The organism is Flavobacterium adiutor (assembly GCF_048282555.1).
GTDB lineage: Bacteria > Bacteroidota > Bacteroidia > Flavobacteriales > Flavobacteriaceae > Flavobacterium.
The window spans coordinates 2,845,512-2,858,724 of sequence record NZ_CP182487.1 but is presented as its reverse complement, the minus strand read 5'-3'; the positions used below and the strand labels follow the sequence as shown (position 1 = coordinate 2,858,724).

The 13,213-nt window shown below is 33.9% G+C and carries 7 protein-coding genes; 5 read left to right on the top strand and 2 right to left on the bottom strand.

Going from position 1 to position 13,213, the window contains the following annotated elements; translation table 11 throughout:
* Positions 1-109 precede the first annotated feature (109 nt).
* Entirely contained in the window at positions 110-1,093 is a 984-nt protein-coding gene (locus ACNC7R_RS11905) for a YheT family hydrolase (protein WP_417941300.1), read from the top strand.
* Here the strand turns inward: ACNC7R_RS11905 and ACNC7R_RS11900 are convergent.
* Both ACNC7R_RS11900 and ACNC7R_RS11895 read right to left on the bottom strand, forming a co-directional pair.
* The gene (locus tag ACNC7R_RS11900; RefSeq protein WP_417941299.1) at positions 1,061-1,249 is read right to left on the bottom strand and encodes a hypothetical protein; all 189 of its coding nucleotides are present in this window, start codon (positions 1,247-1,249) and stop codon (positions 1,061-1,063) included. The genes ACNC7R_RS11905 and ACNC7R_RS11900 overlap by 33 nt on opposite strands.
* A gap of 413 nt (positions 1,250-1,662) precedes the next feature.
* On the bottom strand, positions 1,663-2,421 hold the full coding sequence (locus tag ACNC7R_RS11895; RefSeq protein ID WP_417939497.1) for an IS5 family transposase: 759 nt from the start codon (positions 2,419-2,421) through the stop codon (positions 1,663-1,665).
* Positions 2,422-2,909: 488 nt separating this feature from the next.
* Here ACNC7R_RS11895 and ACNC7R_RS11890 point away from each other — a divergent pair, with 488 nt between their 5' ends.
* The 4 genes from ACNC7R_RS11890 (at position 2,910) to ACNC7R_RS11875 (ending at position 12,862) form a co-directional block, all read left to right on the top strand.
* Positions 2,910-6,026 (top strand): glycoside hydrolase family 2 TIM barrel-domain containing protein, encoded by a 3,117-nt coding sequence (locus ACNC7R_RS11890; RefSeq protein WP_417941298.1) that lies wholly within the window; start codon positions 2,910-2,912, stop codon positions 6,024-6,026.
* A gap of 107 nt (positions 6,027-6,133) precedes the next feature.
* The gene (locus ACNC7R_RS11885) at positions 6,134-10,225 is read left to right on the top strand and encodes a two-component regulator propeller domain-containing protein (RefSeq protein WP_417941297.1); all 4,092 of its coding nucleotides are present in this window, start codon (positions 6,134-6,136) and stop codon (positions 10,223-10,225) included.
* A gap of 187 nt (positions 10,226-10,412) precedes the next feature.
* On the top strand, positions 10,413-11,657 hold the full coding sequence (locus ACNC7R_RS11880; RefSeq protein WP_417941296.1) for a DUF2264 domain-containing protein: 1,245 nt from the start codon (positions 10,413-10,415) through the stop codon (positions 11,655-11,657).
* A 56-nt stretch (positions 11,658-11,713) separates the two neighbouring features.
* Positions 11,714-12,862 (top strand): glycoside hydrolase family 88 protein, encoded by a 1,149-nt coding sequence (locus ACNC7R_RS11875; RefSeq protein ID WP_417941295.1) that lies wholly within the window; start codon positions 11,714-11,716, stop codon positions 12,860-12,862.
* The last annotated feature ends 351 nt before the right edge of the window (positions 12,863-13,213 follow it).

The window sequence follows — 13,213 nt, the reverse complement described above, 5'->3', positions numbered from 1 at the left end:
TTTGGCTTTTTTAATAATTATTTTTTAGAAGTGAAATAAAAGACAGTTTTTAACTACATTATTGATTCATTTCTTAGATTTGTATGAAGCATTATAAATACATTCTATCATGCCAATAATAGAACAATCACAGTATAATTTTCCTCCTGTTGTTCATCGCAACAGACATATTTCTACTATTTATGCCGCTTTGTTTAAAAAATTTGATGTTCCGGCATATACAAGAGTGAAACATGAACTAAATGATGGAGATTTTATCAATATCGATTTTGTTATAAATGACGCTAAAAAAGCAGTCATTTTATGTCATGGTTTAGAAGGTGATTCCCGCAGGACTTATAATAATAGCTGTTCGGCTTACTTTCAGCAAAAAGGGTTTTCAGTTTTCGCCTGGAATAACCGTACTTGTGGAGGAGAAATGAACCGTCTTCCCAGACTTTATCATCATGGAGCAGTGGACGATCTTGATGAGGTGGTTCAGTTTGTTTTAAAAAAGGGATTCGAACAAGTTTATCTGATCGGCTATTCGATGGGAGGAGTTCAGCTTTTGAATTATTTGGGCTGGACAAAAATTGATGAGCGTATAAAAGCGGCTGTTTCGATTTCGGTTCCCACTCATATAGCGACAAGTGCGGCTGTTCTTAAACAAGGTTTTAATAGGGTTTATCTAAAGAATTTTACAATAGATATCAAAAAAAAGCTTAAATATAAAGCCGCCCAGTTTCCTGATTTTATAAACCGGGATCAGATTGATAAAATTTCTTCTTTTGATGAAGTTGACCAGTATTTTACGGCACCTTTGCATGGATTTGCAAGCAGGGATGAGTATTACGAACGTGTTTCACCTGAATTTTCCCTAAAAGACATTACCACTCCGGTTTTAATAATTAATTCACTTGACGATCCTTTTTTAGGTGAAAGATGTTATCCAAGAACTATAGCTCAAAACAGTAAATATGTTTATCTGGAAACCCCAAAATATGGTGGACATTGTGCTTTTCCTATGCGAAATTCAACCTATTCTTATGCAGAGAAAAGAGCGTATGATTTTTTTGAGTCTTTAAGCCGGAAAATTTTCAAGCCTGATAATTGAAATTTTGGGTTTCAATGGAGTCCCTTCAATTGGGGTAATTTTATTTGTATTTACATTTGTTAACTGGCTTTCAGATAAAGGAGTCGTATTATATGAACAGGATGTAAATCCTATTAGGTACGTCATTGCCAAGGAAAATGAACTTAACTTTTTCATGATTGCTTCTTTGGGTTAATTATAGTAAAGTGTAGGTTTTAAAACTTAATCTAAACCTTCAAGGAATTCTGTATGAGTAAAGTTTGTATCATATAATAAAGGGCTGTGTTCTTTAGTTTGTAAAAGTCGAAATATCATTAAATGGGTTTGCCTGAATATTTAATTCAGACACATGAATTTTAAACCTTTTGTTCCAGTTTTGTTAAGATCAGTTTTAATTTAAGATGTATTTACAAGATATCAAGGTTAGGAAAAAATAAAGACAAGTATGAAATATGCTCAATATACAATTTGTATTTTGGTAAAATATTGTCAGTTTACAATCAGATTGTAAGCCTATAGAAATTGTTTTTTAAATTTTAAAGCTAGTATTAGCAGAATGTATAAATGTTAATGTTTATATAAGAGCCTGTTTAAATTTTATTCAATAAATGTTTAATAGCTGCTAATTTGACTACGTTTTCAGCAGAATCAATTAATAGTTCATAATTTCTGCATAATCTTCTATCGTTGTCAAACCATGCAAATGTTCTCTCTACCACCCATCTTTTGTGTGTAGGCTTGAAGCCTGATTTTTTATCATCCGACCTCATAACTACTTGAATTATATAGCCAAAATTGTTTTTAATTTGTTCTATAATTTCACCTCTATAGCCTCCATCGGCAAGGATAACTTTTACAGAACAAAGTAAATCCTTTAGGGTTCTGATCAATAAAAATACTGCTTTGCTATCATGAATACTCGCTACCGTTACCATAATGGCTAATAAAAAGCCATTTTTATCAACGACAACGTGTCGTTTTATACCTTTTATTTTTTTATTTCCATCAAAACTTTTTAAAGAACGATTATTTCCCCAACGAACGCTTTGGCTATCCATTATTCCTAAACTGGGTTCTGCATTTTGTCCTTTTTTACTACGGACTCCTTCTCTTAACTTCGAAAGCAATAAATCAAAATAATCTAAATCTGCCCATTTTGAATAGTAATAATAAACAAGCTGCCATTTTGGAAAATTACTAGGTAGCATTCGCCACTGACAACCACTCTTAATAAGGTAGTTGATCGCATTCCAGATGAAACGCAAGCTGTGTTTACGTTTTCTATCACCTAATTCTAATGTTTTTTTTATAAATTGCCACTGAGTTTCTGTTAAATCGGTTGGATACATCTTATTTGTAGTTTGGTAGCACAAAAAGAATAATTCCAATCGGTTTCTTTAACTCATAAAGACTTTTTTTTACATTTTTAAACAGGCTCTAAATGTTTTTTTCTTGTTAAAAATAGGTTCTGTGTTTTAGCTTTAAAGTAAAATTTTATTTTTTGAATCTTCCAGGCCACTTCTTTTTTTGTTAAAACTGTTATTCAAGTTTTTATTTGCCTAAAAAATTTTCAACCTGCTTTGCTTAAATGTTTTTAGAAAAAATACATTACTTTAGTGTTTCAAATATTTTTTATATTGATATACCCCTCTTAATTTCATGTAATACCCCTCATGGTCTTACATGGGGTTATCTAAATTTGTCAGGTTACTTTTTATTTCTAATGATCAGGAGTAATATTTTTTCTGAAAACTTGCTGAAGTGTTTTTAAGAGGATTATGTAGAAATAAAATTTAGAGTATTAAATTTATAATTCCCATTTTTTTAAAATTATTAAATGAAAAAAATTGTATTAGCACTTGCTTTGTTTTTAAGTTTGCAAAATAATTATGCCCAGAATAATGAATGGGAGAATGCTCAGATAATTGACAGGGGAAAAGAAGCGGGCAGAAGTTCCTTTCTTTTATTTAGCAATGAAAACGAATTAAAAAATAACCATCCTCAAAAATCTGAATTATATCAGAGTCTGAATGGAAACTGGAAATTCAATATTGTCCAAAATCCGTCTCAAAGACCAACAGATTTTTTTACCACTACACTGGATGATTCAGGCTGGAAAAATATTTTGATACCTTCTAACTGGGAGTTACAGGGGTACGATATTCCTATTTATACAAACCTCGTTTATCCTTTTCCTAAAAATCCGCCTTTTATTGGTGGCGATTATAATCCGGTGGCGACTTACAGGCGTACTTTTCAAGTATCGGATTCATGGAAAGACAAAGAAATTATACTTCATTTTGGATCCATTACAGGTTATGCCAAAGTATTCCTGAACGGAAAAGAGGCAGGTATGACCAAAGCATCCAAAACACCTGCAGAATTCAATATTACTTCTTTTTTGAAAAAAGGAGAAAACTTAATTGCGGTTCAGGTTTTTCGCTGGCATGACGGAAGTTATTTAGAAGATCAGGATTTCTGGAGATTAAGCGGTATAGAACGGGATGTGTACTTGCAGGCAATGCCAAAAACTACTGTTTGGGATTATTTCGTAAAAAGTGATTTAGACAATCAGTATAAAAACGGAATTTTCAATCTGGATGTGACTTTAAAATATTTCGAAAAGAATACAATTAAGAATCCAACTGTAAAAGTAGAATTATTTGACAAGGATGGAAAAACGGTTTATTCTGAAAGCAAAAAAGTAAACGCAAAAGAAGAAAAAATAAGTTTTGGAGCCACGATTGAAAATGTAAAACAATGGAATGCAGAAATACCGAATCTGTATAAATACACCATTACCTTGCTGGATAATAAAGGTAGGATCCTTGAAATTGTTTCTAAAAGAACCGGTTTTAGAAAAGTAGAAATTAAAAACGCTCAATTGTTAGTTAACGGACAAGCTGTTTTGGTTAAAGGCGTTAATATTCATGAGCATGATGATGTAAACGGACACGTTCCAAACAAAGAATTGATGTTGAAAGATCTTAAGTTGATGAAAGAATTCAATATTAATGCAATTCGTATGAGTCATTATCCACACGACACCCAATTTTATGATTTATGCGATGAGTACGGTTTTTATGTAGTCGATGAAGCTAATATTGAAACACACGGAATGGGAGCTGAATTGCAAGGAGGATTCGATCAGAAAAAACATCCTGCTTATTTGCCAGAATGGGCGCCTGCACATCTTGATCGCATCAGAAGAATGTTTGCATTTGATAAGAATCATCCTTCCATCATCATTTGGTCGTTAGGAAATGAGTGCGGAAACGGTCCTGTTTTTTATGATGCTTACGATTGGTTAAAACAAGTCGATCCAACTCGTCCTGTGCAGTTTGAACAGGCCGGAGAAAACACAAATACAGACATTGTATGTCCGATGTATCCGGGTATTAAAAGTATGAAGGCTTACGCAGAAGAAGATAAAAAACGTCCTTATATTATGTGTGAATATTCACATGCGATGGGTAACAGTAATGGTAATTTTCAGGAGTACTGGGATATTATTCATGGAAGTAAACATATGCAGGGCGGTTTTATATGGGATTGGGTTGATCAGGGTATCAAGACTAAAAATGCAGAAGGAAAAACATTCTGGGCATATGGAGGAGATTTAGGAGGAGAAAAAATGCACAACGACGAAAATTTTTGTGCTAATGGTCTGGTAGCAGCCAACAGGACTCCACATCCGGGTTTATTTGAGGTTAAAAAAGTGTATCAGAATATTCGGTTTATGCTTAAAAATGAAACCAGTCTGGAGATTAAAAATGACTTTAATTTTACAAATCTAAATAATTATACCTTTAAATGGGAGTTGATAAAAAATGGATTAAAAATAAAAGAAGGTGAGTTTGATTTGGACGTAAATCCAGAAGAAACAAAAGAATTTAAGATAAATTATGGTAATCTTGATGACAACTCTGAATATTTTTTAAATGTTTTTGCATTTTCAAAATATGATGCGCCTTTGGTTTCTAAAGGTCATGAATTTGCGAGGGAACAATTTGCAATAGGAAAAGGTTCTTATTTTAAAAATAGCAACATTGTAAAAAATACATCTAAACTGAAGCATAGCGTTAAAGGAGATGTACTTTCTTTTGAAACAGAGAATATTGCAGGTGAGTTTGACCTGAAAAAAGGGGAAATCCTGAAATATAATCTGAAAAATACAGATAATGCTATTTTTACCAATTTTCCGACACCTTATTTCTGGCGTGCTCCAACAGATAATGATTTTGGTAGCAAAATGCAGCAAAAATTAGTAATCTGGAAAGAAGCATCCCAAAATCCAACCGTTGTTAGTGTCCAGCTGGATAAAAATACTTCAGAAGGGTTGCTTATAAAAGTTACTTACCAGCTAGCCGGTGTTGATATTCCTTACACGGTAAGTTATTTGATTCAGAATGATGGAGCAATAAAAGTGACTGCAGCTATTGATATGACTGGAAAAAATCTTCCGGAATTACCTCGTTTCGGAATGCGTTCAAAATTAAACGGATCTTATGATAATCTCACTTATTACGGAAGAGGCCCATGGGAAAATTACTCAGACAGAAAGTCGGCTTCGTTTATTGGGGAATATTCAGATACAGTAATGAATCAGTACACCAGAAATTATATCCGTCCTCAGGAAGGTGGTTATAAAACTGATGTTCGCTGGCTGACTCTAAAAAATAATAAAGGGCAGGGAATAAAAATCGAAGGATTACAGACTCTAGGTTTTAGTGCTTTGAATATTGCAACAGAAGATTTAGATCCGGGGAAAACCAAGGCACAGCGACATCCATCTGATTTGGATTTAGATTCAAAAGAAGCAGTTTACCTGCACTTAGATTATAAGCAAAGAGGTGTAGGCGGTGATGACAGCTGGGGACGTTTGCCTCATGATCCATATCGATTATTAGATAAGCAATACAGTTATTCTTATATAATTTCATTAATTAAATAATTAGCAGTTTTGTTTATGTTTGTGTAACAGAAAACCTATGAGTTGTTCATAGGTTTTTCTGATTTTTAAGATTTAAGAATTTTTTCAGCCTCATAACTTCTATTATTTTGAGAAATAAAGCCCTTTTATTTTTAATATATTTAGTTTGCTTTTCGGCCAAACCACAGGCTGAAAAAACGACTATTCCAAAAAATAGACAGGAAAGATATAATATTCGATATATCGGTATCCAAAATGGTCTTGCCAATAATGCAGTAACTTCTGTTTATAAAGATAAGCGTGGCTTAATGTGGTTTGGAACTTATGATGGAATCAGCAGGTATGATGGATATAATTTTCTGATTTTCAGAAACGAACCTAATGATGTCAATTCGTTAGTTAACAATAGAATTGTTAGTATTTGCGGTACTCATAATGAAGTGTGGATTGGTACAAAAAGAGGAATAAGTGTTTATGATTATCTGCGAAATAAATTTATAACAAAGAGTTATACGAATGCTAAAACTTCTAAAAGTGAAGTGATCGATTTTGTAATCAATCAGATTCGTGATTTTAAATCAAAACTATATATCGCCACTGCGGGCAAGGGGTTGCTTTATTATGAAGCGAATGAAGAAAAAATCATTCAGATTCCGCTTTATATAAAAGGTAAATTATTGTGGGATTATCATGTTCAGGAAATCGATTTTGATAAGTCCGGTAAACTCTGGGGCTCTGTGGCAGGTGTCGGACTTGTGTCGATGGATGCATCAGGCAAAAGACTTTCGGTAGTTTTTCCGTTTTCGGTGGGCAGCGGCTGTATTTTGTATGATAAATTTTCAAATGTCTGGTTGGGAGCAGAAGAAGGATTGTTGCGATACAATGTTGTAAACAAAACATATCACCTCTATAAAAATCTGGAAGTCCAATATCCTGTTTTAGATTTGATGTGCAGGCCAGATGCAAAAGAATTGTGGATTGCTACAAATGGCAACGGAGTTGTAAAATACAATTACACTACAGATAATTTTTCTTTATTAAGTTCAGATCTGAACGAAGAAAAACTCAACAGTAATGCTATTTCCTCTTTGTTTTCAGACAATAAAAACCGTGTCTGGATTGGCACTTTGAGAGGCGGAGTTAATACTATTGAAGAACGAAAAAGTCCTTTCACGACAATTTCAAGAAATGAGAAAATAAAAAACACACTCCCAAGTGATTTTATCCTTTCATTATCAGAACAGGACAGTGAAAATCTATGGATAGGAACAGATGGAGGCGGTGTAAGTTTATGGAACAGAAAGAATAATACCTTTACTAATTATTCCTATAATGCAAACAATCCAAATTCGTTATCTAACAATTTTGTTTCAGCAATTGTAAAAGATACGAAGGGAACCTGGTTTGGAACTTACGGAGGAGGGGTTTGTTTATTCAATCCTCAGACCCGAAGCTTTAAAAAATACAAACTTTATAATCCTAAACTGAATGGGCATCAAAAGAATATCTGGGTGCTGTTTAGAAGTAAAAACAACATATTATGGGCAGCTTCTCCAGATGAAGAAGGATTGTATCGTTATAATGAAACAACAGATCATTTTGATTTTGTAGATGCCGGAATCAGAGGAATTATTGCTATTGCAGAAGATAAAAACGGTAATCTTTGGATTGGGAATTTTTCTAAATTATACCAGCTCAATCTTAAAACAATGAAACGTAAAGAACTTGAGGTAAAATATCCGGTTCGTTCTATTGTTTCGCATTCTGATACAAAAATGCTTGTGGGTACAGAAGGAGCAGGTTTGATGCTTTTTAATCCTAAAACGTTCAAAAGTACATTTTTGACTCATAAAAACAAACTTCCTAATAATTCGGTTTTGAATATTGTTCAGGATCATCATCAAAATTATTGGTGCAGTACTTACAACGGGTTATTTGTGTATAATGCAGCTAACGGAAAAATAACAAGCTATCATGATGCAGACGGACTTCAGAGCAATCAGTTCAATTATAATGCAGCATTAAAACTTTCTACAGGGGAAATTGTATTTGGCGGAATTAAAGGTTTCAATATTATCGATACCAAAATAACCAATCAGTTTCATGATTTTCCAAGGCTTATTATCACTTCGATAAAAGTAAACAATAAGGCTTATGATCAGTCGGGTTTGTCTGTCTTCGGAATTGATAAATTAGAATTGCCTTACGACGAATCAATGCTCAACATCGAATTTGCAGCCTTAGAATATAGTCTGCCTGAAAAAATATCCTATGCTTATTTTTTAGAAGGCTGGGATTCGCAATGGCATTATGTTGACAATATTCGCAATGCAAACTATTCCAGAATTACAGAAGGGGATTACGTTCTCAAAATTAAATCTACAAATGCCGAGGGAACCTGGAATGCAAAATCTATTTCCTTGCCTATTACCATTTCACCCCCATGGTACAGAACCGGATTTGCTTATTTTGTCTATTTTCTCCTTATCGGATTCATTATTTATGTTGTAGATAAATACCAGCGCCAACAGGAAAAACTAAAATACGAGATAAGGCTTTCTCAGGATTTAGCGAAGCAGGAAAAAGAACTGAATGAAAAGAAATTAACGTTTTTTACTAATATTTCACATGAATTCAGGTCGCCTTTGACTATGATAATTAATCCGCTAAAGGAAATTATTTATGGTACAGACCAGCAGATAGATCCGGCTATAATAGAAATGGTGTACAGTAATTCCAGAAGGCTACTGAGTCTGGTTGACCAGCTGCTTCTTTTTCGAAAAACTGAATCTGAAACAGGTAAACTAAAAATTGGTCAGATTGATATTGTAGAACTATGCAAAGAGGTTTTTAGCTGTTTTGTTCAGCATGCCAAAACAAAAGAAATAGATTATAGTTTTAGTATTTCCGAAGAAAAGCTAATGGTTTATGTGGATCGTGAAAAGATTGAAATGGCGATTTTCAATTTGATTTCGAATGCATTGAAATTTACTGAAAAAGAAAACGGAGTAGTTACTGTCAGTTTAAGATGTTCAGAAAAAGAGGCGATTATCAGTGTTATCGATAATGGTGAAGGAGTTCCGGAGGGAGATAAAGATAAAATTTTTAATCTGTTTTATCAGTCCGGGCATCATATAAGGAATAACCGAAAAGGCTTCGGCATTGGTTTGTATCTGGTTAAACAGTTTATTACACAGCATTACGGAAAAGTTAGCTGTCGTGATAATGAAAAAGGAGGATCTGTTTTTGAAATTAAATTATTACTCGGAAAAGAGCATTTTGGGGATATCGAAATCCGTGAAGATTTGAGCGACAGAACCTTGTTTTTAGAAGAAGCTTTAGAAGATACGGTACAGAAAAATGTATTGCAAACTGTCGAAGAACCTGAAAAAGTTCAGGATTTGATTAAAGATGCGAAAAGCATTTTGGTGGTAGATGATAATGTCCAGATCAGGAATTATTTAAAGAGGATATTGACGCTAAAATATCATGTTACGCTAGCTGAAAATGCAGAAGCGGCTTTAGCCATAATTAAAAAAGTAATGCCGGATCTGGTTATTTCTGATGTGGTGATGGGAGAAATGAATGGAGTTGCTTTTTGCAAACACATTAAAACCGATGAAGAGTTAAAGCATATTCCGGTCATATTGCTTACCGGAGGAACTTCGGAAGAGATAAAGCTGAAAGGAGCCGAAGTAGGAGCAGATGATTATATTACAAAACCATTTGATAATGACTACTTATTAGCCCGAATCAGCGGAATATTGGCCAGACGTGAAAGCGAACAGCATTATATGCTGAATTCGGTCACCAAAAAATCGGCTAGCTTAAAGTTGTCTGATGAGGATAAAAAACTGATTGATAGAATTGTAGATGTTATAGATGCAAATTTAGATGTAGAGAATTTTAATGTAAATGATTTGTCTGAACATTTGGGAATGAGTTATTCTCTGGTGTACAAAAAAATCAAGAAAATCACAGGAAAATCAGTTTCAGAATTTACCCGAAATGTGCGATTGCGAAAAGTAGCAACCTTATTGATTACTACTGATTTGCAGATTAGCGAAGCTGCTGCTATTGCCGGTTTTGGCGATATTAAATATTTCAGGAAACACTTTCAGCAATTTTATAATTTAAATCCTTCTGAGTTTAAAAAGAAGTATCAAAACGTAAAGGACAATAAATATATTCTGAATGAAAGTTTTTGGAAATCAACCTGATTATAAGTTTGAATTCATAAAATTTAATTTAACACATATAGACATAGTTTTTGTGTGTAAAAAGAGAGAAAAAAAGAAACATATTCTTTCACATAAAACGCTGTGTTTTTGAATAGAGGAAACGTCTTTTTTAAGATTGCAAAAGCTATGTTTCTATGTGTTAAGAATTAATTATACGCAATGAGTTATGAATAATCATTTTAAGAATACAATTTTATTAGGGTTTGCTTATTTTACAGCTATTACAGGTGTACAATCCCAATCGAAAAAGTTTGAAAAAGATTCCCCTAAAAAAGTGCGGGAATTTTTCGTGGCTTCTTTAATCAAAATAGGAGATCCGGTATTAGATGCATTAAGTAAAAATCAACTGAAAGCATTGATGCCAGTTGAAAAATCTCCCGGTGCGTGGGACGAAAGGACTAATGTAACTTATTTGGAGGCTTTTGGGAGAACACTTTCGGGAATGGCTCCGTGGCTGGAATTAGGTCCCGATGAAACTCAGGAAGGTAAACTGAGAGGAAAATACATCGATTTGGCTCAGAAATCTATTCATAATGCCACGAATCCCAATTCGGGAGATTTTATGAATTTTGTAAAAGACAAACAGCCTTTGGTTGATGCAGCATTTTTTGCGCAAGCCCTACTTCGTGCGCCGAAACAGCTCTGGGAACCGCTGGATGCCGTTACAAAAGAAAATGTAATTAAAGCTTTGAAATCAACCAGAACGATTGAGCCTTACCATAGCAATTGGCTTCTTTTTGCCGGAATGATTGAAGCAGCCATCATTAAATTCGATAAAGATCCTGATACTAATCGGTTGAATTACGCTTTATCAGAACATAAAAAATGGTATTTAGGCGATGGAACTTATGGCGACGGACCTGATTTTCACTGGGATTATTACAACAGTTTTGTAATTCATCCCATACAACTGGATATTTTAACTGTTTTGAGAGATAAAAACAACGATTACAAAGCCGATTATGATACCGAATTAAAAAGAGCAAGACGTTATGCAGCTATCCAGGAAAGATTAATTTCTCCGGACGGAACTTATCCGCCCATTGGAAGGTCGTTAGCTTATCGTTTTGGAGCCTTTCAGTTGCTGTCTCAAATTGCACTATGGAAAGAACTGCCAAAAGAAATTGCTCCAGCGCAAGTTCGGTCGGCATTGTACGCTATGATTCACAACCAGATAAATGCAAAAGGCACTTTTGATACAAACGGCTGGCTTCAGGTAGGATTATATGGTCATCAGAACAATATTGGAGAGGGTTATATTTCTACAGGAAGTTTATATTTGTGTTCAGAAGCCTTTTTAGTTTTGGGTTTACCGGAAACAGATCCATTTTGGAGTGATACTTATGAACCATGGACACAAAAGAAAATATGGTCTGGTCAGCAAATTCCAATAGACCATGCTGAAAAATAATCAGGGAAATCGAGTAGAAAAAATTACTAACAGCTTTTAAACCAAATTTTTATATAATGATAAATTTAAAAAACACATTTCTTATTGCGCTAACCACTTTTTCACTGCTAAGCTGTAAAATTACAGCCCAAAAGAAATTTGCAATAAAAGAATCAAAAAAAGAAGTTATTTCAATTATTGATAAAGTCAATAATCACTGGCAAGAAACACATCCTGAACCGGGCAATTCTTTTTGGCATGTTTCGGCCTATCATACCGGAAACATGGAAGCTTATAAAGTGACTAAAAACAAAAAATATTTGGATTATTCTTTGGCCTGGGCCGAGAAAAACCAATGGATGGGTGCCAAATCAAATGATAAATTGGAGTGGAAATACAATTATGGAGAAACTGACAAGCACGTTTTGTTTGGAGACTGGCAGATTTGTTTTCAGACTTATATTGACTTATACAATTTTACAGGTAAAAATGATCCACGAAAAATTGCCCGTGCCCGCGAAGTCATGGAGTATGAAATGAGTACTCAGGCAAATGATTATTGGTGGTGGGTTGACGGATTGTATATGGTCATGCCGGTAATGACAAAGCTGTACAACGTTACCGGAAACGAAATGTATCTGGAAAAACTGCATTCATACTTACAATATTCCGACAGTATTATGTATGATAATGAAGCAAAATTATATTATCGTGATGCGAAATATGTTTATCCAAAACACAAAAGTGCAAATGGTAAAAAAGACTTTTGGGCCAGAGGGGATGGCTGGATTTTTGCAGGTTATGCTAAAATTATTCAGGATTTGCCAAAAGCGGCTAAATATAGAAGCGAATATATTAAACGATTTAAAGATATGGCTCAGGCTTTAGCAGCTGCTCAGCAAAATGAAGGTTACTGGACCAGAAGTATTCTGGATCCTGAACATGCCCCGGGACCTGAAACAAGCGGTACCGCTTTTTTCACTTACGGATTTTTATGGGGAATCAATAACGGAATTTTAGATAAGAAAACTTATTTGCCTGTTGTAGAAAAATCATGGAATTACCTAACAATATTTGCGCTTCAGGCAGACGGCACAATTGGATATGTACAGCCTATAGGCGAAAAAGCTATTCCGGGACAAATTGTAGATAAAAATTCTACAGCTGATTTTGGAGTAGGCGCTTTCTTGCTTGCAGCATCAGAAATGTCCCGTTTTGTAAAATGATCTGATTCATTTGTCCAATAAGGTATTGAAGGGCTGTCAATTTTGACGGCCTTTTTTATGTTAGCTCAATTTTAGTCTGTTTTTTGCAAAAAAATGTTGACTTCTGTATTTGCTATAAAGACTTTTTAGATTTTGAATAATTATGTATAAAGTATTTTTAACCACTTTATTTTATCATAAACATAAAAAAATATTCTTTTAATAAGAAATGCTGATTTACCCCTCTTATAATATTGAAATTACCCCCTTTTACTTGCGCATGTTGAATTAGATTTGTCTAGTAAATTAATAGTGTTACAGAGAATTTTAGAATATAAAAACAATTTTATAGATGAAAATTGAATGATTCTA